Annotated in this window: 25 protein-coding genes; 12 read left to right on the forward strand and 13 right to left on the reverse strand. The window is 69.2% G+C overall.

Annotated elements, in window-relative coordinates; genetic code table 11:
- From FXN61_RS27055 to FXN61_RS55710, 4 genes are all read right to left on the reverse strand, one after another.
- Positions 1-540, reverse strand: a 540-nt coding sequence (locus FXN61_RS27055; RefSeq protein WP_167976840.1) for a hypothetical protein, incomplete at its 3' end; no start/stop codon positions are given.
- A 70-nt stretch (positions 541-610) separates the two neighbouring features.
- Positions 611-853 (reverse strand): hypothetical protein, encoded by a 243-nt coding sequence (locus FXN61_RS27060; protein WP_167976841.1) that lies wholly within the window; start codon positions 851-853, stop codon positions 611-613.
- 14 nt (positions 854-867) lie between these two features.
- Positions 868-4,524 (reverse strand): type VII secretion protein EccCb, encoded by a 3,657-nt coding sequence (gene eccCb, locus FXN61_RS27065; RefSeq protein WP_312878020.1) that lies wholly within the window; start codon positions 4,522-4,524, stop codon positions 868-870.
- Complete coding sequence (locus FXN61_RS55710) at positions 4,464-4,811, reverse strand: hypothetical protein (protein WP_312878021.1); 348 nt, start codon at positions 4,809-4,811, stop codon at positions 4,464-4,466. Before FXN61_RS55710 ends, eccCb begins: the two co-directional genes overlap by 61 nt.
- Before the next feature lie 151 nt (positions 4,812-4,962).
- Here FXN61_RS55710 and FXN61_RS27070 point away from each other — a divergent pair, with 151 nt between their 5' ends.
- Positions 4,963-5,295, forward strand: a complete 333-nt coding sequence (locus tag FXN61_RS27070) for a WXG100 family type VII secretion target (protein ID WP_167976842.1) — start codon at positions 4,963-4,965, stop codon at positions 5,293-5,295.
- 26 nt (positions 5,296-5,321) lie between these two features.
- Entirely contained in the window at positions 5,322-5,618 is a 297-nt protein-coding gene (locus FXN61_RS27075) for a hypothetical protein (protein WP_167976843.1), read from the forward strand.
- A gap of 56 nt (positions 5,619-5,674) precedes the next feature.
- On the opposite strand, the gene FXN61_RS27080 is transcribed toward FXN61_RS27075, so the two are convergent.
- Positions 5,675-6,154, reverse strand: a complete 480-nt coding sequence (locus tag FXN61_RS27080; RefSeq protein ID WP_167976862.1) for a DUF4396 domain-containing protein — start codon at positions 6,152-6,154, stop codon at positions 5,675-5,677.
- 170 nt (positions 6,155-6,324) lie between these two features.
- Here FXN61_RS27080 and FXN61_RS27085 point away from each other — a divergent pair, with 170 nt between their 5' ends.
- The 8 genes from FXN61_RS27085 (at position 6,325) to FXN61_RS27120 (ending at position 12,704) form a co-directional block, all read left to right on the forward strand.
- Positions 6,325-6,696, forward strand: coding sequence for a hypothetical protein (locus FXN61_RS27085; RefSeq protein WP_167976844.1), 372 nt, complete (start codon positions 6,325-6,327; stop codon positions 6,694-6,696).
- A gap of 49 nt (positions 6,697-6,745) precedes the next feature.
- Positions 6,746-7,363 carry a DUF305 domain-containing protein gene (locus FXN61_RS27090; RefSeq protein WP_312878022.1) on the forward strand — a complete coding sequence of 206 codons (618 nt, stop codon included), beginning with the start codon at positions 6,746-6,748 and terminating at the stop codon, positions 7,361-7,363.
- 250 nt (positions 7,364-7,613) lie between these two features.
- Entirely contained in the window at positions 7,614-7,895 is a 282-nt protein-coding gene (locus FXN61_RS27095; protein ID WP_167976845.1) for a metal-sensitive transcriptional regulator, read from the forward strand.
- Between the two features lie 36 nt (positions 7,896-7,931).
- Positions 7,932-8,141 (forward strand): heavy-metal-associated domain-containing protein, encoded by a 210-nt coding sequence (locus tag FXN61_RS27100; protein ID WP_167976846.1) that lies wholly within the window; start codon positions 7,932-7,934, stop codon positions 8,139-8,141.
- Positions 8,142-8,214: 73 nt separating this feature from the next.
- Entirely contained in the window at positions 8,215-9,090 is an 876-nt protein-coding gene (locus tag FXN61_RS27105) for a DUF8832 domain-containing protein (RefSeq protein WP_312878023.1), read from the forward strand.
- Between the two features lie 31 nt (positions 9,091-9,121).
- Positions 9,122-11,362 (forward strand): heavy metal translocating P-type ATPase, encoded by a 2,241-nt coding sequence (locus FXN61_RS27110; RefSeq protein WP_167976864.1) that lies wholly within the window; start codon positions 9,122-9,124, stop codon positions 11,360-11,362.
- A gap of 75 nt (positions 11,363-11,437) precedes the next feature.
- Positions 11,438-12,211, forward strand: coding sequence for an alpha/beta fold hydrolase (locus FXN61_RS27115; protein WP_223165621.1), 774 nt, complete (start codon positions 11,438-11,440; stop codon positions 12,209-12,211).
- 85 nt (positions 12,212-12,296) lie between these two features.
- Complete coding sequence (locus tag FXN61_RS27120; protein WP_167976848.1) at positions 12,297-12,704, forward strand: four-helix bundle copper-binding protein; 408 nt, start codon at positions 12,297-12,299, stop codon at positions 12,702-12,704.
- Positions 12,705-12,749: 45 nt separating this feature from the next.
- Here FXN61_RS27120 and FXN61_RS27125 read toward each other — a convergent pair whose 3' ends face one another.
- The 5 genes from FXN61_RS27125 to FXN61_RS27145 form a co-directional block, all read right to left on the reverse strand.
- On the reverse strand, positions 12,750-12,968 hold the full coding sequence (locus tag FXN61_RS27125) for a heavy-metal-associated domain-containing protein (RefSeq protein ID WP_167976849.1): 219 nt from the start codon (positions 12,966-12,968) through the stop codon (positions 12,750-12,752).
- 14 nt (positions 12,969-12,982) lie between these two features.
- Positions 12,983-14,011 carry a sulfite exporter TauE/SafE family protein gene (locus FXN61_RS27130; protein ID WP_167976850.1) on the reverse strand — a complete coding sequence of 343 codons (1,029 nt, stop codon included), beginning with the start codon at positions 14,009-14,011 and terminating at the stop codon, positions 12,983-12,985.
- Between the two features lie 80 nt (positions 14,012-14,091).
- Positions 14,092-14,457, reverse strand: a complete 366-nt coding sequence (locus FXN61_RS27135) for a hypothetical protein (protein ID WP_167976851.1) — start codon at positions 14,455-14,457, stop codon at positions 14,092-14,094.
- A 218-nt stretch (positions 14,458-14,675) separates the two neighbouring features.
- Positions 14,676-15,251 (reverse strand): TetR/AcrR family transcriptional regulator, encoded by a 576-nt coding sequence (locus FXN61_RS27140; protein WP_223165622.1) that lies wholly within the window; start codon positions 15,249-15,251, stop codon positions 14,676-14,678.
- Positions 15,252-15,271: 20 nt separating this feature from the next.
- Positions 15,272-16,675: an MFS transporter gene (locus tag FXN61_RS27145; RefSeq protein WP_167976852.1), complete on the reverse strand. Its 1,404-nt coding sequence runs from the start codon at positions 16,673-16,675 to the stop codon at positions 15,272-15,274.
- Between the two features lie 91 nt (positions 16,676-16,766).
- Here FXN61_RS27145 and FXN61_RS27150 point away from each other — a divergent pair, with 91 nt between their 5' ends.
- A complete protein-coding gene (locus tag FXN61_RS27150; protein WP_167976853.1) occupies positions 16,767-17,129 on the forward strand; it encodes a BlaI/MecI/CopY family transcriptional regulator in 363 nt (120 codons plus the stop codon).
- Complete coding sequence (locus tag FXN61_RS27155) at positions 17,126-18,058, forward strand: M56 family metallopeptidase (RefSeq protein ID WP_167976854.1); 933 nt, start codon at positions 17,126-17,128, stop codon at positions 18,056-18,058. The genes FXN61_RS27150 and FXN61_RS27155 overlap by 4 nt, the downstream gene beginning before the upstream one ends.
- On the opposite strand, the gene FXN61_RS27160 is transcribed toward FXN61_RS27155, so the two are convergent.
- Genes FXN61_RS27160 through FXN61_RS27170 form a run of 3 tightly spaced genes read right to left on the reverse strand, consistent with a single transcriptional unit; the run spans position 18,030 to position 21,133 of the window.
- Positions 18,030-19,211, reverse strand: coding sequence for an MFS transporter (locus FXN61_RS27160; RefSeq protein WP_246292066.1), 1,182 nt, complete (start codon positions 19,209-19,211; stop codon positions 18,030-18,032). The genes FXN61_RS27155 and FXN61_RS27160 overlap by 29 nt on opposite strands.
- A gap of 38 nt (positions 19,212-19,249) precedes the next feature.
- The gene (locus tag FXN61_RS27165; RefSeq protein ID WP_167976855.1) at positions 19,250-20,092 is read right to left on the reverse strand and encodes an alpha/beta fold hydrolase; all 843 of its coding nucleotides are present in this window, start codon (positions 20,090-20,092) and stop codon (positions 19,250-19,252) included.
- A gap of 15 nt (positions 20,093-20,107) precedes the next feature.
- On the reverse strand, positions 20,108-21,133 hold the full coding sequence (locus tag FXN61_RS27170) for an NADP-dependent oxidoreductase (RefSeq protein ID WP_246292067.1): 1,026 nt from the start codon (positions 21,131-21,133) through the stop codon (positions 20,108-20,110).
- Positions 21,134-21,159: the final 26 nt, after the last annotated feature.

The raw sequence follows: 21,159 nt of genomic DNA on the forward strand, positions 1-21,159 counted from the left end.
CGCACCCGACGGAGAGGCGCCCGACGGGTTCGCACCGGACGGAGCCGCGCTGGACGCCGCCGGGCCGCCCGCCGGTGACTTGCCCTGCGGCGCAACCGCTTGCTGCACGGCTTGTTCGGCCTTCTGGAACTCCGCGCCCATCTTGCGCAGCGCGGCGGCCGCGTCCTGCAGCGCCTTCTCCATGCCGGGGACGTCGAGGATCTTCTCCGCCGCCTTGTACGCGTCATAGGCGGCCATGACGGCGTTGTACTCCTGCTCGATCACACTCATCAGCGTGGAGAGCACGTTCTGCACGTTCGACCCGACGACCGCGTCCCTGGCCGCCGTGATGGCCGCCGAGCACTCCTTCGTCTTGGCCTCGAACAGCTTTCCGGCGCTGTCCGTCCACCCCGCGCTGGTGTGCGTCGCCGCGTTCTTCAGGCTGGTGTCGGCTTCACCCAGCACGGTCAGATACTTCTGCCAGGCCTCGATGCTCACCTGAAGCCGGTCGACGTGCTCCCGCTCGGCCTCGGCCATCGCTTTCATCTGCTCGATGTCCACGGCTGTCATCCCTTCCCGGAGATGTGGTCGCGTGCACGGGCGATCTGGTCGGCCCTCGTCACGTCGGTGTTCATGTAGTCGTTCCGGCACGCGGTCGCGACCTGCTTGAACGCCTCGAGACCTGAGCCAGATCGGCGAGGAACTTCGTCATCGCGTCGCGCGCGGCGGTCTCCGTCGAGGTGAACGCCGCACACTCCGGCACACCGCCGCCGCACGGCCTCGGCTGCCAGCCCGCGAGGGCGTCACCTTTCGGCGGGGTGAGCTGCGCGACGAAATCGTCGGCCGCTCGCGGTTCGAGGTGGGCACCATCCATTGTGGATACTCCGATCATCCGGTTGGGGGCAGCCAGGCGAGCTGCACCAGCTGCGGCGCGTGCTTGCGGGTGACGAACCTGCCCCTGCCTGCGGGCAGCGGTTCTGGTTTGAGCCCGCCGAGCAGTGGTCCTTCGTCCTTGTCGCCGGACAGCAGGAGGCCGGGGGAACCGACGTCACGCAGCCGGGACATGAAGGGGGCGAACAGGGCGCGGCCCGCACCGCCGGTGCGGCGGGCCAGCACGACGTGCAGACCGATGTCTCGGCCCTGCGGCAGGTACTCCATCAGCGGGGCGAACGGGTCGTCGTGCGGCGTGGCCACCATGTCGTGGTCGTCGACCAGCACGAACAGCTCCGGTCCGCGCCACCAGCTCCGGGCGCGCAGCTGCTCGGGTGTGACGTCCGTGCCCGGCAGTCGTTCTGCCATCCCGCGCGCGGCCTCGCCGATCAGGCGTTTCGTGCTGGCGAGGTCCGTGCCGTAGCCGATGAGGTGGTCCGAGGTCACCTCGCCGAGCAGGCCGCGGCGGTGGTCGATCATCACGATGCGGGCCTCGCTGGGCGCGTAGCTGTCGACGATCCGGCGCGCCAGCATGCGCAGGAACGCCGTCTTCCCGGACTCGGCGTCGCCCAGCAGCAGGAAGTGCGGATCTGCCGCGAAGTCGATGCGGACGGGTTGCAGGTCGTGCTCGGCGATGCCGATGGTGAGCTGGAGATCGTTGTCCTGCGCTGGCAGGTCCGGATACGGCACGGCCGGCGGCAGGAGGCGCACGGACGGTGCCCGTTCCCCCCGCCATGCCCGCGTGACGGCGGCCACGAGAGCGGCAGAAGCCTGGGACAGATCGGTGTCCGTCTCCACCCCGTCCGCGCGGGGCAGCGCTATGAGCATCTGGTGCTTCGACGTCGTGACGCCACGACCGGGAGAGTCCAGCGGCACGTTGAGCGCCGCCGCTTTGTCCACTGTGGTGTCGATGGGGTCGCCGAGGCGCAGCTCCACCTTGCTGCCGAACAGGTCCCTGATCGCCGGGCGCAGGTCGAACCAGCGCGAGCATGCGACGAACACGTGCACTCCGTAGGCCAGCCCGCGTGCGGCGATGTCGGACACCTTGTCCTCGAGGTCGTCGAACTCCTTGCGCAGCGTCGGCCAGCCATCGATCACGAGGAACACGTCGCCGAACGGGTCATCGGCGAACTCTCCACGCGCACGGGCCTCGCGGTAGGCGGCGATGCCGTCGATCTCGTGGTCGGCGAACCTGCGTTCCCGCTCGGTCAGCACGGTCATCACCTCGGCCACCGTGCGCCGCACGGCCGCGGGGTTCTGCCGTCCGGCCACTCCGCCGACGTGCGGCAGGCCGCGCAGGGCAGCGAGGGAGCCACCACCGAAGTCGATGCAGTAGAACTGGGTCTCCCTCGGGGTGTGCGTCACGGCGAGGCTCATGATCACGGTGCGCAGCGCGGTGCTCTTGCCGCTGCGGGGCGCGCCCATCACGACGAAGTGGCCCGCCGCCGAGGAGAAGTCGAAGACCAGCGGGTCGCGCCGCTGGTCGAACGGCCGGTCGACGATGCCCGCCACCGCGCGCAGCTTTCCGTTGTGCGCGGACGATGTCGCGCACAGGCCGCGCGCCGGGTCCTCGCCGAGCGGACCCAGCAGGCCGTCGAGCGACGGCGGTGCGGACAGCGGCGGCAGCCACACCTGATGCGCGGGTGTCCCCCTGCCCTCCAGCCGGTCGACCAGGACGTCGAGCAAGCTTTCCCCGACGGCGTCGTCCTCGTCGGCCACCGGCTTCTCCTGCTCGACCGGAACCGGTGCAGCGACGTAGGAGGTCGAATACTCGTGGAAGTCCGGTGCGTGCGACCGCGCCGGTCCCGGAGCCGAGGCGGCACGGCGGTACACACCCGAGACGTACGCGGAGCGAAAGCGCATCAACGGCTCGGTGCCGAACTTGAGGAACCCGTGCCCCGGCGCGCGCGGAAGCTCGTAGGCGTCGTTGACACCGAGCACGGTGCGGCTTTCCATCGCGGAGAACGTCTTCAGCGCGAGCCGGAACGACAGGTGCACGTCGAGACCGCGCAGCCTGCCTTCCTCCAGCCGCTGGCTCGCCAGCAGCAGGTGCACACCGAGCGCACGACCCACTCGTCCTATTTGGACGAACATGTCGATGAAGTCCGGCTTGGCGGTCAGCAGCTCGCTGAACTCGTCGCAGATGACCAGCAGCGTCGGGACCTCCGGCAGCGGCGCACCGGCGGCTCGCGCCTTCTCGTAGTCGTGCAGGGACGAGAAGTTTCCGCTGGCGCGCAGCAGTTCCTGCCGCCGGATGAGCTCACCGCTGATCGCGTCGGTCATCCGGTCGACCAGTGGCAGCTCGTCCTTGAGGTTCGTGATGACCGCGCTGGTGTGCGGGAGCTTGTCGAGGCGGTTGAACGTGGCACCGCCCTTGAAGTCGACCAGCGCGAAGTTGAGCGAGTTCGGCGGATGGGTGAGGGCGAGCGTGAGCACCAGCGTCCGCAACAGCTCGCTCTTGCCCGACCCGGTCGCGCCGATGAGCAGGCCGTGCGGGCCCATTCCGTCCTGCGCGGACTCCTTGAGATCGAGCTCGATCGGCGAACCGTCCGGCTGCATGCCGAACATGACGCGGAGCCGGTCGCGGTTGGGCCGCTGGCCCCACCACCGCGCGGGGTCGAACGCGTACGGATCGCCCAGGTCGAGCAGTTCGGCGAGACCGAGCTCGTGCAGCGGCTGCTCGCCTCGGGTGGCCGTGGTCAGCCGCAACGGCGCGAGCTGCCGGGCGAGACCTTCGACGGTCACCAGGTCGATCGCGTCAGCCCGGCCGAGTTCCGTCTCGCCCTCGATCGTTGTCGCGGTGAGACGTCCGTCGGCGGCGACGTCGAAGACCAGGGCGGTGCGGTCGAGTGCACGTGGCGGTGCGGTGGTGAGATCGATGATCGTCACGCCCTCGACACCCGCTCCGGCCATCAGGTGCTCCGAGCCCGTGATCCGGCCACCGTCGAGCACCACCACCAGATGCGGGCTCGCACCACGCGGCGCGGCCGGGTCGAACCGGGGGCGCTGCGCGAGCAGGTCCTCCAGCATCGCCTCGATTCCCGCGACGGACGGCGCCACGAGCCGCACCGGTCCCAGCGCATCGGTCTTGTGCGGATGCAGCGCGTGCGGCAACCACTTGACCCATTCCCAGTGCGCCCGCGCATTCGAGTCCACGCACACCGCGACGCGCAGGTCGTCCGGGGCGTGCAGGGCGGCGAGCTGGGCGAGCATCGACCGCACGAGGCCGGCCGCCCCCGACCGGTCACCGCGGACGTGGATGTGGCTGAAACCGGTGACTGCGACGGCGAGCGGCAGCTCGGGGATCTCACCGTAGGTGGTGATGAACCGGCGCAAGGCCAACGCGGACAAAGGTTCCAGCTGTTCGAGCGGCAGGGTGTCCGGTGCGACGAGCGTCGTGGCCGGGCTCTGCGGGCCGACACCGACCCGCGTGACGGCGAAGTCGCCGTCCTCCGGCCTGCGTTCCCACAACCGGGAGCCGGCGACCACCGACTGCAGCGCCTCCGGGTCGGGATGCAGGTAGAACAACGCGACTCGCTGCCTGCGGACCGTCCTCAGCAGACGGACGCGGTGCTGCGCCAGCCGACGCAGGTACTGACGCCGTGCCTGCCCCATCTCCCGCTTGCCGGGCCCGCACCGTTGACGAACGCCATCACGGCCATGCCGAGCATGGCCAGGGCGAACAGCCCGAACACCGCGATGCGCAGACCGCCCGCGATGCCGCCGGAGAACATGATCAGCATCGCCGCCATGACCGCGATCATCGGCAGCATGCTCATCAGGTGCGTCCACTGGCGCCCGGAGGGAGCCGGGATCTCCGGTGGCGCCTCGAGCACCACCTCACCCGAGGGCATCTCCGGCGGCGGCCTGCGCGCCGGCCTCTTCACCATCACGGTAGCCAAGATCAGCCTCCTCGCTCACAGCACTGGGGCCGATCCTGACCGAGTGAACGTCTGCGGTGCCGCCCGTGGCAGGAAGGTGCCGCCGCGGCCCGGAAGGTGTTCCCCCACACCTAGGTTCGCCTTGTCCGTCCACGGAAAGGGGACCGCTCCAATGCAGGATCAGGCTCATCTCGATCCGGAAATCGTCGCGCGGGCAGCACAGATGGCCGACAACGTGGCGCAGCAGATCCAGGTCCACCAGCGGCAGCTGGGGCACCCGGTGTCGGCGCTGGCCGGCCAGTGGGAGGGAAAGGCGTACCAGGCGTTCGTGCCCGTCTACGAACAGTGGGAACAGGGCGTCACCAGGCTGGTCAACGCGCTGACCGGCCTGGGCGAGAACACCACGGTCGCCGTCGCCACCTACGAAAGCGCCGACGACGCCAGTGCCACCGGCATCACCTCCGTCGCCGGGCACAGCCCGTTCGGCGGCGCACTGCAGGCCTGACCACCGTTCACCACAAGGAGATCATCATGGTGATCAAGGGAAGTTTCACCCAGCTCGGCGACATGACGCAGCAGATCCTCGACACGGCCGCGAAGGTGGCCGGGGAGATGGAGACCTGGCAGCGGGAAGCGGGCATCGCGGAGGCGAACTGGCTCGACAACGCGGGTGGTCAGTTCGGCGAGGTGAACGCCGCGTGGAAGCAGGTTTCCACGGCTCACAACGCGATGCTGCAGGCGCTGGGTGGTGGCGTCGGGCGGACGAACGACGAGTTTCAGACGATGGTGGCCTCGTCTCGCGGCCGCATCGGCTCCATCAGCATCTGAGCCGCCGCGACGAAGGGCGCATCCGGCCTCGGATGCGCCCTTCGTCAGAAGCTCGGTCAGTGATGACCCTCGTGGCCGCCACCGTGGTACTGGTGCACCACGGCGTGCCCCTTGCCGCGAGAGATCAGCCAGCGGTTGACCGGGACGGTCACCACGAACGCCACGGCCAGCGCGAAGGCCAGGCTCACCCAGAACAGCCAGCTGGTCAGCCCCGCCTCCATCGCGCCGGGCACGCCCAGCATCACCGCGTTGTCGACGATCTCCATGACCGCGATCGACACGGTGTCGGCGGCGAGCGCCACACCGATCGCGGCACGCAGCGGCAGGCCGGACTTCAGCACCGGACGGATGGTGAGCGAGTAGCCGAACACGAAGGCCAGCGCGATGGCGAGCACGATGGTCGACAGGTTGGACCAGCCCAACGCGGTACCGATCACCATGCCGAGGACTTCGCCGATTGCGCAGCCGGTGAGGCAGTGCAGCGTCGCGGAAACGGCCAGTTTGGTCAGACTCGGCTGTGTGCTGCCGTGGTCCATGACTTTCCCCTTCAAGTCGCCACCCTGATACCCCTAGGGGGTATCTCCGCGAGCACCTTACGCCCCTACCCCCTAGGGGTGTCAACACCCGATTCTGGTGATCGAGGTGAACCAGTCGATGCGGTGACCCGTAAGCGTCGGTGATGGGTCCTACTAGGTACGGTAGTGGCATGATCGGGAGCACGCAGCGGACAGCGGCCCAGTGGGCGCTGCTCTGCCTGCTCGTCCTCGGCGTCGTCGGGATGCACCACGTCAACGTGGACACGCCTGACGGGCACGCTGCCGTGGCCAGTGCTCACGGCGACCACCACCACGCGCCAGACGAACCGGAGCCCGCACCGGCACACGACATGGTGCACATGTGCGTGGCGATCCTGTGCGCCGTGGCGTCGCTGCTCCTGCTCGGCTGGTTGCTGCTGCGCCTGGCCCGCCCGTCAGACGCTCCCGCCGCTTCCACCCCCGCATGGCCACGCGCACCCGCGAGGCCTCCCCCGCTCGGCGGCCGCGGGCTGCTGAACTCGTTGTGCGTACTGAGGCTGTGATCGACACCGGTTCCCCCGACGGTCACGTTCCCAGCACAGAAAGTTGCACATGATGAGGAAGTCCCTGATCGGTTTCGGTGTCGCCGGCGTGGCGGCGGTCGCACTCCTCGCCGGCTGCGGCGGCGGTGGCGACATGGCGGGCATGCAGCACAGCTCGACCACCGCGCCGCCGTCCGCCACTGGCCAGCAGGACGGCCACAACGAGCAGGACGTCAAGTTCGCGCAGGACATGATCGGGCACCACCAGCAGGCGCTGGACATGGCGGCGATGGTTCCTGCCAAGAGCACGAACCCCAAGGTCACCGACCTCGGCAAGCGCATCGCGGCCGCACAGGACCCCGAGATCAAGAAGATGAACGAGTGGCTCACGAAGTGGGGTGCCGCTACCGCGACGTCGATGCCGGGCATGGATCACGGCTCTGGCCACGGCTCCATGCCGGGCATGATGACGGCCGAGGAGATGGCGAAGCTCAACGGCGCCACCGGTGCGGAGTTCGACCGCATGTGGCTCGACATGATGATCAAGCACCACCAGGGTGCCGTCGAGATGGCCAAGACGCAGCAGGAGAAGGGCAGCAACGCCGACGCCAAGAAGCTGGCGCAGGACATCACCACCGCCCAGCAGGCTGAGATCACCGAGATGCAGTCGTTGCTCAAGTCGAGCTGACCCGGCGAAACGCCGGACGGAGAGCGTGCAGCGCTCCCGTCCGGCGTTTTTTGCTGCAAGGCATGCAAATCCGACGCCTGACCGTACCCGGCCGGACACTGAGTGCGACGTCACGTCAGATACCCCCCACCTGTATCAGCAGATTCCTTGCGTACGGGTACCCCCCATGGGTATAAAGGTGGCAAGAGCCCGCCGTTCCCCCGGTCATCCACGACCGGCCGCGCGGCGGACCGATTGACAGGAGCGGCAGATGCACGGCTACACCGACAACAAGGACGACCACCTGCGGCGCTTGCGACGCATCGAGGGTCAGGTGCGCGGACTGCAGCGGATGATCGAGAACGACGACTACTGCATCGACGTCCTCACCCAGATCTCCGCCGCGACCAGGGCGTTGCAGTCGGTGTCGCTCAACCTGCTCGACGAGCACCTGAAGCACTGCGTCAGCCAGGCCATCACCGAGGGCGGCACGACCGCGGACGAGAAGATCGCCGAGGCCAGCAACGCCATCGCTCGCCTGGTCCGCTCCTGATTCCGACGTTTTCGAACCACATCCGAGGAGCACCCGATGTCCGAGTCCGTGTTCACCGTCAGCGGCATGACCTGCGGGCACTGCGTCAGCTCGGTGACCGAGGAGATCAGTCAGATCGACGGCGTGCGGAACGTGGCCGTCGAGCTCGACAGCGGCAGGGTCACCGTCACCAGCGACCAGCCCGTCGCCGAGGGCGACGTCCGTGCCGCCGTCACCGAGGCCGGCTACACGCTGGTCACCAGCTGAGGGAGAGCCAGATGAACACCGCCACGAAGGTGGCCGCCTACGCGGGTGTGCTGGCGATCGTCTTCGGCGGCGCATGGGCCGCCGGCGCGCCGCGGGACCGTTCGGCGGTCCGTCCACGCCGAACGCGACGGAGCACGGCGCCGAGCAGCCCGCCTCGGGCCAGAGCAAGGCGGAAGGCAAGCTCCCGCCCGGTCTTTCCGTCGCGGACAACGGTTACGTGCTCACCCTGACGCAGAACACCCTGGCCGCCCAGGCACAGCAGACCTTCAGCTTCAGGATCGGAACGGTCAGCGGTGACACCGTGACCAAGTTCGACGTGGAGCACGAGAAGAAGCTCCACCTCGTGCTGGTGCGCAGGGACGGCTCCGGCTTCCAGCACGTGCATCCGGAGATGGCCGCGGACGGCACCTGGTCGGTTCCGCTCACCCTTCCCGCAGCCGGGAGCTACCGCGTCTTCGCGGACTTCAAGCCCGAGAACGGTGCGAAGACCACGCTGGGCGCGGACGTCCAGGTCGCCGGCGCGTACGAGCCGCAGCAGTTCACCGAGGATTCTCGCGAGTCCACAGTGGATGGTTACGTCGTCCGGCTGACCGGCGATCTCACCGCGGGCGCCGAGTCCACCGTGACCACCACGGTCACGAAGGACGGCAAGCCCGTGACGGACCTGCAGCCGTACCTCGGCGCGAACGGCCATCTGGTCGCGTTGCGCGCGGCCGATCTCGCCTACCTGCACGTGCATCCGCAGGACGCGCCCGGTGCGGGCCCCGAGGTGAAGTTCGCGGTCGAGGTGCCGACGTCGGGCCGCTACCGGCTGTTCCTGGACTTCCAGCACGAGGGCAAGGTCCGCACGGCGAGCTTCACGCTCAGCACCAGCGGCTCCGCACCCGCTCCGGCACCGACCACCGCCACGCCCACGCCGACCGACGGCCACGGTGGTCACGGTGGCTGAGCACGACGTCGTTGAAGAGGAGGCGCGTTCCATGACCTCACCGGCAAGTGAGATCGAACTGTCCATCGGCGGCATGACCTGCGCCTCCTGCGCCGCACGCATCGAGCGCAAGCTGAACAAGCTCGAAGGCGTGCAGGCGACGGTCAACTACGCCACCGAGAAGGCGCGGGTCAGCTTCCCCGAGTCGCTGACCGCCGAGGACCTCGTCAAGGTCGTCGAGAACACCGGCTACACCGCAGAGCTTCCGGCTCCCCCGAAGACCGACGTGCAGGTCGAGGAGGAAGACCCCACCCGGCCGCTGCGCCAGCGGCTGATCACCTCCATCGTGCTGAGCGTGCCGGTGATCGCGCTGGCGATGATCCCCGCGCTGCAGTTCACCTACTGGCAGTGGCTCTCGCTCACGCTCGCCGCACCCGTCGTGGTGTGGGCCGCGTGGCCGTTCCACAAGGCGGCGTGGACCAACCTCCGGCACGGCGCCGCGACCATGGACACGCTGATCTCACTCGGTGTCGGTGCGGCGTTCCTGTGGTCGCTGTACGCGCTGTTCTTCGGCACGGCAGGCGTTCCTGGCATGACGCACGGCTTCGACCTGACCGTCCAGCGCATGTCGGGCGCGGGCAACATCTACCTCGAGGTCGCCGCGGGCGTGACGACGTTCATCCTGGCCGGGCGCTACTTCGAGGCGCGGTCCAAGCGCCGCGCGGGTGCCGCGCTGCGTGCCCTGCTCGCACTGGGGGCCAAGGACGTCGCCGTGCTGCGGGACGGACGCGAAGAGCGCATCAGCGTCGACGACCTGCGGGCCGGCGACCGGTTCGTCGTGCGTCCTGGCGAGAAGATCGCCACGGACGGCGTGGTCGAGGAGGGCAGCTCCGCCGTCGACATGAGCATGATCACCGGCGAGTCCGTTCCGGTCGAGGTCGCCGCCGGTGACAGCGTCGTCGGCGCCACGGTCAACGCGGGCGGACGCCTGGTCGTGCGGGCGACGCGGGTCGGCGCGGACACCCAGCTCGCGCAGATGGCCAAGCTCGTGGAGGACGCGCAGAGCGGCAAGGCGGAGGCTCAGCGCCTCGCCGACCGGATCTCCGCGGTCTTCGTCCCGATCGTCATCGCCCTGTCCGTCGGCACGCTGGCGTTCTGGCTCGGCGCGGGCACGGGTGCCTCGGCGGCCTTCACCGCCGCCGTCGCGGTGTTGATCATCGCCTGCCCGTGCGCGCTCGGCCTGGCCACGCCGACGGCGTTGCTGGTCGGCACCGGTCGCGGCGCGCAGCTGGGCATCCTGATCAAGGGTCCCGAGGTGCTGGAGTCGACCCGTCGCGTCGACACGGTCGTGCTCGACAAGACCGGCACGGTCACGACCGGGCAGATGAGCCTGGTCGACGTGCACGCCGCCGACGGTGTCGACGAGGAACTGGTGCTGCGCCTGGCCGGTGCACTGGAACACGCCTCCGAGCACCCGATCGCCAAGGCGATCGCCACCGGCGCCACCGAACGCGTCGGAGAACTTCCGGCGGTCGAGGGCTTCCAGAACCTGGAAGGCCTTGGCGTGCAGGGTGTCGTCGGCGAACACGCCGTCCTGGTCGGCCGCGCCCGGCTGCTCGAAGAGTGGAGCGTCCGGCTCGGCGAAGACCTCGCGACCGCGAAGAAGGAAGCGGAGGACAAGGGCCGTACCGCCGTGCTGGTGGCATGGGACGGCGAGGCACGCGGTGTGCTGGTCGTGGCCGACACGGTCAAGCCCACCTCGGCCGAGGCGATCACCGGACTGCGTCAGCTCGGCCTGAGGCCGGTGCTGCTGACCGGCGACAACGAGGCGGTGGCCAAGTCCGTCGCCGCCGAGGTCGGCATCGAAGAGGTGATCGCAGAGGTCCTGCCGAAGGACAAGGTCGAGGTGGTCAAGCGGCTGCAGGCCGAAGGACGCGTGGTCGCCATGGTCGGCGACGGCGTGAACGACGCCGCGGCACTCGCCCAGGCCGACCTCGGGCTCGCGATGGGCACCGGCACGGACGTCGCCATCGAGGCCAGCGACCTCACGCTCGTGCGAGGCGACCTGCGCGCGGCGGTCGACGCGATCCGCCTGTCACGCCGGACGCTCGGCACCATCAAGGGCAACCTGTTCTGGGCCTTCGCCTACAACGTGGCCGCCTTGCCGCTGGCCGCGCTCGGCCTGCTCAACCCGATGATCGCCGGGGCCGCGATGGCGTTCTCCTCGGTGTTCGTGGTGAGCAACAGCCTGCGACTGCGGGGATTCCGCAGCGCGAACAAGCAGACCGTCTGATCCGTGGTCCGGCTCGCACGTCTGCGAGCCGGACCACTTCCACACACTGAGGGGGCAGTGATGCAGGACAGGTATGTGACCAGGGCCGGCGCCAAGATCGCGTACGAGCTCACCGGATCCGGACCACTTCTCGGCTACGCCCACGGCGTCTTCCTCAGCCGCGCGGCGGTCCGCCGGCTTCACCTTCTCGACTTCGACGGCCTCGCGACCGGCCGTCAGCTGCTGACCTACGACCAGCGCGGCCACGGACACTCAACTGGCCGCCCGATCGCCGACGACTACCGCTTCGAGAACTTCACCCTCGACCTGCTCGCCCTGCTGGACGAGCTGAGCCTCGACGAGCCGATCGACTTCATGGGCTCCTCACTGGGCTGCGACGTCGCGTTGCGCGCCGCCATCGCCGCGCCCGAGCGCTTCCGCCGTCTCGTGCTGATCATTCCGCCGGTGGCGTGGGAGGAAGGCCCGAACCAGGCGCGGCAGTGGTACACCGACAGTGCCGAGACCATCGAGTCGCGCGGCGCCGCGCACTGGCGACAGGAGTGGGCGCAACGAGAGCCTTTGCCGATCTTCGCCGACTACCCGGCGTTCGACCTGACCCCTGACATCCCGGACGAGCTGCTCGCCCCGATCCTGCGCGGCATCGGCGAGTCGGACCTCCCCGCGCCAGAGGAGATCGCAGCCCTGCCGCACCAGGCCCTGATCCTCACTTGGGACACCGACCCGCTGCACCCCGTCTCGACCGCAGAGCGTCTCCACGAACTGCTGCCCGAATCGACCCTGCACGTGTCGGCCACGGTCCCCGACGTGCAGACCTGGACAAGCCGCATCACCGACTTCCTGGCTCGCTAGAAGGCCTACTAGGCCGGGTAGTCGATTGGCGTCCTGCGGCACGGGTACTCCGCTGAAGTTGACTGTCAGCGAAGGAGGACCAGCCATGACACAAGCAGCCGAGATGCTCCGGACCTACCCCGCCGACCTCGGCGACGTGGACCGCACGGCGGTCGCCCGGTGCATCGACGCCTGCTTCGAGTGCGCGCAGGCCTGCACCGCGTGCGCGGACGCCTGTCTGAGCGAGGAAATGGTCGCCGAACTGGTCAAGTGCGTCCGCACCGACCTCGACTGCGCGGACATCTGCGACACGACCGGCCGTGTGCTCTCCCGTCACACCGGGTACGACGCGAACCTCACCCGCGCGATCCTCGCGGCCTGCGCAACGGTCTGCCAGACGTGCGGCGACGAGTGCGCATCGCACGCCGAGATGCACGAGCACTGCCGCGTGTGCGCGGAAGCTTGTCGTCGTTGTGAGCAGGCTTGCCGCGATCTCATCAGCGCGCTCGGCTGAACTCTGGTGTGGTGGGCGGTGCCACACCCACCACACCAGTACCGATCAGGACATCAACGAGGCCTGGTAACCCAGTTCCTCGATCGCGCGGACCACGTCGTCCGGGCTGCTGCGGCTCGGGTCCAGCACGACCGTCGCGCGTCCCTGCTTCACCGCGGTCTGCGTGCTGAGCACGCCGGGGAGATCTTCGAGCGCGTCGTCGATGAGCAAAGCGCAACTGCCGCAATGCATACCGCTGACTTCGAACACGTGCGTCGTGGCCACAGCGGACTCCTCCCTCAGGCGACGGTGATGACGCCGGTGTACATGCCCATGCTGCAGGCGTAGTCCAAGCGACCTGGTTGCAGCACACCGAGTTCGATACGAGTTTCACCGGTGACCGGCAGGATCTTCTCCTGGTCGCGGACCACGAAGGACCGCACACAACCCTCCGCCTTGTCGGACTTCACCACGAGCGTGGTCGGCAGACCGGACTGTGCCCGCACGTTGTCCGGGCTGTACGCGCCCGTCCGCGCCGTGATCACGACGGTCTGCTTGCCGTCCACGACGCTGACGGCCGTGGTGTCCGCGGGAGCGTCGTCGCTCGAGGCCGCCTCGGCGATGCGGCTCGCGGAGAACGGCGCACCAGCGAGCTCAAGACCACCGTTGAGCGTGTAGAGCCCCATCACGACGACTACGAGCCCGGTCACCACACCGAGCCGCCCCTTCCACGCCGTGGCGGCTTTGCGCGCGGCGTAACCAAGGATCGCGAACAGCGGCGCGGTTCCGAGCACGAACACCGCCATCGTCGCGGCACCCATGAGCGCGGAGCCGGAGGTGAGCGCGAGCGCCTCCACCGACAGCGTCACTCCGCACGGGATCAACACGGTGACGAACCCCAGCACCGCCGGGGCGAACGCGGACTGCGACCGGGCGCGGCTGCGGACGATCTTCATCCACGAGATGGGCGGCTCGATCACGATGCGGCGGAAACCCGGAACGCCGAGCTGCGCCAATCCGAACACCACGACCAGCAATCCCGCGCCGATCTGCAACCAGGTGCGGACACCGACGGAGATCTCGACGACGCTGCCGAGCGCACCGAGCAACGCGCCCAGCAGGGTGTGAGAGACCAGCTTGCCCGCGAGAAAACCGCCGACGGGAGCCAGGTCGTCACCGAGCTGGACCCGCCAGTCGCGCGGGGAGGTCTCCTCGCCGGCGGCGGCGCGCTGGCGAGTGATCATCGCGGTGAGCAGGCCACCTTGCACCGCGGCACAGGACACACCACCGGCGAACAAGCCGGTGGCGAGGACAGGAAGCAGGTTCACGAACAACTCCTGTGGAGAAGGAAGGGAACGGAAGACCGCACGTCGGCAACCGCGGGCACCGCGGTCTGGACAGACCTCTCCTAAATCCGCAGCGAACAGAGCCTGGCCAGGCTCGGAGCACGCCGCTGCGCACTCTCCTGCCTCGCTACAGCGCCGAGCGCTTGCGCCACGACGGTTGTCCGCACAGCAGGCAGTGTGAGCACTACGGCGGTGACCGCAACCGCAACAACGAGGACGAGGCACATGGTGAGCGACTCACCCATGCCCATGTCGGGCTCGTGCTCGCCCATCGGCATCGCCATCGCCGTGCTGTGCGACATCGGCATCGCGGTGCTCATGCCGTCGCTGCACTGAACACCCACCATGAGCGCCAGCCCGACGAGCACGGCAACGACGACGAGCCGGGCGAGATGTCCCCGCCCGGCTCGGGTGCCGCTGCTCGTCATGGCCGACATCCTAGGGAGGCGGTGTCAGCCCCGTGTGAGCAACCTACTATCCGCAGCAGTAGGGAACTCGTTGCGAACACCACATCAGGAGGCCGGCCCGAGACCGGCGAGGGTGACCGCGACAAGTCGGCGAACTGCAGCACTGGTAGGCAACGTGCCAGCCGCGGTCAGTGCGTGGACGCAGTTCGCCGTCTACAAGCCGCGTGGTGTCACCGGGTTCAGGATTTGAGGGCGGGCAGCAGGGTCGCCTCCAGCACGTCGGCGGCGTCCTCCGCCTGGAGCTGTCCGGTGTTGACGTCCTCCGCGGCGGCGTGCAGCAGGCTGTATACGGTGGTCACGAGCCAGTTCATCGGCAGGTCGGAGCGGAACAGGCCCTCCCGCTGCCCTCGCGCGAGCAGTCCCTCGACGTGGTCGACGACGTCGCGGTGGCGTTGCCGCAGCCGGACGGGGCCGAGCTCTCGCTGGGCGAGCTCGAACAGCTTGCGGTGCTGGTTGAGCACGTGCCAGGACGTCCGCAGCAGCCGCTGGAACGCCTCCATCGCGGTGCCTTCCTCCGGCGCCGCTTTCCTGATCACTTCGCCTGCCTCGGCGATCGTCCGGTCCAGCACGGCTTCCAGCAGCACCTCGCGCGACGGGAAGTGGGCGTAGAGGGTGACCCTGCCGACGCCGGCGGCGCGCGCGATCGCCGCCATGCTCGACTGCGGCTCCTCGGTGAACAGCACCAGGGCGGCGTCGAGGATGGCGGCGATGTTGCGTTCGGCGTCGGCGCGGCGCCGGGTCTCCGTGGTGGCCACGTCCGAAAGCCTACGGCCGGTCAGTGCGCGAACACCGGGCCGTCGATCGCGGGCGGGCGGCCCGCCGGCACGAGCAGCGTCGCTCCTACAGCGATGACGGCCGCGGCGATCCCCATCGCGGTGAACGCGGCACCGAATCCCGCGACCGGACCGCCGCTCTGCAGGCTCAGGGCCGCGACGGTCGACACGAGCGCGATGCCCAGCGTGGCGCCCAGCTCGTGCCCGGTGTTGATCAGGCCGGACGTCGTCCCCGCGTCGTGCGGGCCGACGTGCGCCATCGCCGTGGTCGTCGCCGTGACGAACGTGGCGCCGAGCCCCAGACCGGAGATCAGGAAGCCGGGCAGGACCGCCAGCACCGCGTTCCCGGACTCGGGAACCTGGGCCAGGAGCACCGCCCCCACCGCGGCGAGGCCGAAGCCGGCCGCGACGGCGGGTCGTCCACCGAACCGGTTCACGACACGAACGCCGAGGTGGGTGCCGAGCCCGATCACCAGCGCCACCGGCAGGAAGATCAGCCCGGTCTCGAGCGCGTCGAGGCGCAGCACGTGTTGCAGATACTGGGAGTTGAGGAAGAAGTTCGCCAGCAGCAGACCGGACGCGGCCAGCATGACCAGGTTTCCGGCCACCACGGGGCGCCGGGTCAGCAACTCCAGCCGGACCAACGGCTCCGCGACCCTGCGTTCGACGACGACGAACACCACGAGCAGCACAAGGCCGGCGGCGAGGAAGTACGGCGTGCTACCGCCGCCCCAGCCGGTGTCGCCCGCACGCACCAACGCGTAGATCAACGCGCCGACAGCCAGTACCGCGATCGAAGCGCCTGGGAGATCGACCTTCCCCGGCGTCCGTCCACTTCGGCCGGACGGCACCAGTCGCGGCAGCAGCACGGCGACGAAGATGCCGACGGGCACGTTGATGAAGAACACCCACTCCCAACCGGGCCCTGCGGTGAACAGGCCGCCCAGCAGGACTCCGGCCGCGGCGCCCGCTCCGGCGATGGCCGCCCACACGCCGAGTGCGCGGTTGCGCTCCTGCCCGTGGAAGGTCGTGGTGACGATCGACATCGCCGCCGGGGACAGCAACGCCGCGCCGACGCCTTGTGCGGCACGGGCCGCCACGAGCGCCGTCGCGCTTCCCGCCAGCCCGGAGGCCAGCGACGCCACCGTGAACACGGCGAGCCCGGTCAGGAACACGCCCCTTCTGCTGATCGTGTCGGCCAGCCGGCCGCCCAGCAGCATCAGGCCGCCGAAGCACAGCGTGTACGCGGTGACCACCCACGTCAGCGCGGCGCGGTCCAGTTCGAGATCGGTCGCGATCACCGGCAGCGCGACGTTCACGACCGTCACGTCCAGGATCACCATGAACTGGGCGAGGCACAGCAGCACCAGCACCCACCAGTTCGTTCGCACGGCCGTCCGGCTCATGCTCGCTCCTTAAGTCGAACATGCATGTTCAGGTTAGGGTGACGTCCGGTCGCGCAGGCATACTTCTCGTTCTGCAGGAAGGGCGTGAGCGATGCACGGACTCGGTGAACTGGAAGCCGCGGTGATGGACGTGTTGTGGCACGCCCGAGAGCCGCTCAAGGTGCGCCAGGTGCTGGAACGGCTGGACACCGGCAAACAACTCGCCTACACCACCGTGCTCACCGTGCTGGACAACCTGCACCGCAAGGACTGGGTGACGCGCGAACTCGAGGGCAACGCCTACCGGTACCAGCCCACGATCAGCCGCGCCGAAGCCGCCGCGAACGCCGTACGAGACGTGCTCATCGCCTCCGGCGACCCGGAAGCCGCGCTGCTGCACTTCGCACAGTCCGCGACCGCCGAAGAGTCGGCCGTGCTGCGCCGCGCGTTGCGCAGGAAAGCCTCGGGACGATGACGGTCGCGCTGGCGCTGCTGCTCGGGTCCGCCGTGGTGGGCTGGCTGGCGCCGCGCGTGCTGTGGCGGATCAGCGACCCCGTGGTTGCGCTGGTCGCATGGATCACCTCGGTCGCCGCAGTCGTGATCACCTCGACCGTGGCCGTGGTGTTGCTCGTGCTGCCGGAGCACGGCCTCGGCGTCCTCGACTCCCTGCACCACTGCTGGGAATCGGTGCAGCACGGCACCACGCCTACCGTCGAGGTGATCAGCGGCCTGACCGGTGGCGCGCTGCTGACGGCCCTCCTCGCCCGGCTGGTGGTCGTCGGCGCCCGCAGCACCCGGCAACGCGCCCGCGCCCGCGAGGAACACCTCTCGGTCCTGCGCGTCGCCGGACGGCGGGAAGCCGGTGCACATCCGACCGTGTGGCTGGACCACGACCGTCCGCTGGCGTTCAGCCTCGCCGGCAAGCCCGGCGTCGTCGTCGCCACGGAAGGACTGCACCGTCACCTGACCCCGGGCCAGGTCCACGCCGTGCTCGACCACGAGCGAGCCCACCTAGACGGCCGCCACCACCTGCTGGTCGCCGCCGCGGACGCCGTAGCAGCCACGCTGCCGGTCCTGCCGCTGTTCAAGCGAGCGGCGACGACGATCCGCGAACTCGTCGAGATGGCCGCCGACCTGGCCTCCGCGCGCACCCACGGCGTCGAGACCGTCCGTGCCGCACTGATGCGGGTGTCCCGCCACGGCGCTCCGAACTCCGCGCTCGCGATGAGCAGAGACGCGCTGGGCACGCGGCTGGACCGCCTGCAACGCCGCCGCCGGATGCCGAACCGGACCCGCAGACTGGTTTCCTGCGGGATCGCCGGTATCACCGCCATGGCGCTTCCCGCCGTCACCGCGTCCGCGGCGTTGATCGCGGTCATGCTGCTGGCGTGTCCACCGAGCTGATCATTGCCAGCAACCCGGCCGCCACCGCCACCAGCTGGCACGCGGCAACGATCAGCAGAACCGTGCTCGATCCCAGCCCCAGCAACGGTCCGCCGATCGCCGCGCCCAGCGCGTAAGCGCCGATCTTCATGCTCGCGCCGGTCGTGGACACCTGACCCAGCAGATCGGCTGGCGAGTAGCGCTGCCTGGCGGTGATCAGGGACGCCAGCGTCGGCCCCATGACGGTGCCGGACAGCAGCGCCAGGCCGAGCAGCACAGCGAAGTTCGGCGCGACCGGCCACAGGGCCAGCGACAGGCCGTAGAGGGCGACGGTCGTGAACAGGATCCGCTCGGGCGGCCACCGGGCGAGATGACGCCGCATGACCACCAGCGAGACGACACAACCGACGTCGAGCACCGCCCACACGAGACCAGCCAGGCCGTCGCGCTGCCCGAGCGACACGACGTGTGCGGGCAGTGCGATCGCCAGGACGCCGATCGCGCCGTGGCTCAGCACGGACGTGACCGTCGCGGCCAGCAACGGCCGGGTGCGCACCATGTGCCGCGCTCCCGCACGAAGGGCCGCGCGCAGCGACCCGTGACTCGACTCCGGTGCCGGGCCGAGCTTGAGCGTCACCGTGCACAGCCCTCCGGCCACGGACAACGCACAGATCACGACCACGGCCGTCACCGGTGAGATCGCGGCGGACAGGACGCCGGTCAGCGCCGGCCCTGCCACCGCCGAGGCGCTGAAGAGCATCGAGTCGTACGCGGTGACGCGCGGCAGGTCGGCGTCCAGCCTGGGCAGCATGCTGGTGAACCCGCCGCTGGTCAACGGCAACGTCAACCCTGCGGCGAACGCCAGCACGGGCATCCAGCCCGCGTCCGCGAACACCAGTGCGCACGCCATGACGCCGAGCACGAACTGGTTGCCCGCCAACGCGATCGCGGGCCTGCGGGCGCGGTCCAGCCACGCGCCGAGCAGCGGGCCGGAGACGATCGACGGGAATGTGTAGGCGGCGAGCACCACACCGGACAGGACGTCGTCGCCGGTGCGCCACCTGACCAGCAGAACCAACGCCAGCACGAGCATCTCGTCCGCCAGGCGAGCCGTCCCCGCGGAGATCAGGTAGCGCCACACGCCGTAGTGCGTAGCACCCGTGATGATCCGCAAGCGATCGATTTACCGGTGGGCGGCAGCGCCGCCCGCGGTCACGACTCCAGAAACTTCAGAGCTTCGGCGACGAACTCGTCGTGGTACTGGAAGATGCCGCCGTGGCCGGCGTCGGGGTAGAGCGTGAGCCGGGCGTTGGGCAGGCGCCGGGCCAGGTCGGCCGAGTTGCTGCTCGGCACCATCCTGTCGTGATCGCCGTTGGCGACCAGGACCGGCTGCCGGATGGCGGTCAGGTCGGAGGGCTGAAGGCGTCCCCAGGCGTGGATGGCCTTGAGCTGGTTGCGGAAAGCCGTGACCGAGATCGGCTTGTCACGGTCGTCCGTCCGCTCCTTCAACCTGTTCACGAACTGCCGGGCCGTCGCCTTGCCATTGGCCGTCCGGGTGAAGAAGAGGAACTCCTTGGGATCCTTGAAGGTGAGCGTGGCCTTCAGGATGTCGAGCACGGTGACCCGCGTGACCTTGTCGATGCCCTTGCCGCCGGCCGGGCCCGTGCCGGCGAGGATGAGCTTGCGGACGAGGTGCGGTTCCTCCTCGGCGATCACCTGGGCGACGAAGCCGCCCAGCGAGAAGCCGAGCAGGTCGACCTGGTCGTGGCCCAGTGCCCGGATGAAGGCGATGGCGTCGCGGGCCATCGCGGCCACCGAACGTGGTGTCGTGCCCTGTGAGGCACCGACTCCCCGGTTGTCGAACGTGATCACCCTGCGCTTCTCGGCGATGCCGTCGACGACGCGGGGGTCCCAGTTGTCCAGCACCGCGCTCAGGTGGTTGAGGAAGATGACGGGCGTGCCGCCGTCCGGGCCGAGCTGACGGTAGGCGAACGTCACCCCGCCGATGTCGATGGTCCTGGTCTCTGCTGCTTTGTAGGTGGTGATCACGTCCATGACGTCTCCTCGGCTCTATTTGATCTTGACGACGACCTTGCCTTTGGCGCGTCCTTTTTGGACGTACGCCAAGGCCTCGTTGGTCGATTCGAAGGGGAAGATCCGGTCGATGACCGGTGTGATGACCGCGGAGTCGATGAGAGAGGTGATCTCACTCAGCTGCTTCCCGTTCGCCCGCATGAAGAGGAACGAGTAGCTGACCTGGCGACGTTGGGCGGCTTTCCTGATCCGACGGCTCAGCACGCGCATGACCGGCCCCAGGGTCCACGGCTTGCCGATCTCCCTCGCGAAGGCGGGATCCGGCGGGCCGGAGATCGAAATGAGTTTCCCGCCGGGCTTCAGCACACGCAGTGACTTCCTGAGCGTCTCGTCGTCCAGGCTGTTCAGCACCACGTCGTAGTCGCGCAGGACGGTTTCGAAGTCGTCCTTGCGATAGTCGATCACGACATCGGCGCCGAGGCGCTTGACCAGGTCGACGTTGGCCGCACTGGTCGTCGTGGCCACGGTGGCGCCGAGATGTTTCGCCAGCTGGATCGCGAACGTCCCCACGCCGCCGGCACCGGCGTGGATGAAGACCTTCTGCCCCTTGCGCAGATCGGCGATCTCGACCAGCGCCTGCCAGGCGGTCAGGCCGACCAGCGGGACGGCGGCCGCCTCCTCCATCGTGAGCCGCTTCGGCTTCGGCGCCAGGTCGTCCTCGTTGACGGAGATGAGCTCCGCGAAGGTGCCGATCCGGTCCTTGTCCGGACGCGCGTAGACCTCGTCGCCGGGCTTGAACCGCCGCACGCCTGCTCCGGCCCTGACCACGACACCGGCGACGTCGTTGCCCAGGACGAACGGCGGGCGGTAGGGCAGGACGAGCTTGAACTCCCCGTCCCTGATCTTGACGTCCAGGGCGTTGACGCCCGCGGCGTGGACCTGAACCAGCACGTCGTGCTCGCGCACCTCGGGCTCCGGCACGTCACCTGCTCGCAGCACGTTGCCGCTCTTTCCGTAGCGATCAACGATGAAGGCCCGCATCTCAGCCTGCCGTCCGGTCATCGTGGGCTCCAACCCATTGGATTACG

The sequence above is a fragment of the Lentzea indica genome, from assembly GCF_012184385.1.
GTDB classification, from domain to species: Bacteria; Actinomycetota; Actinomycetes; order Mycobacteriales; family Pseudonocardiaceae; genus Lentzea; species Lentzea indica.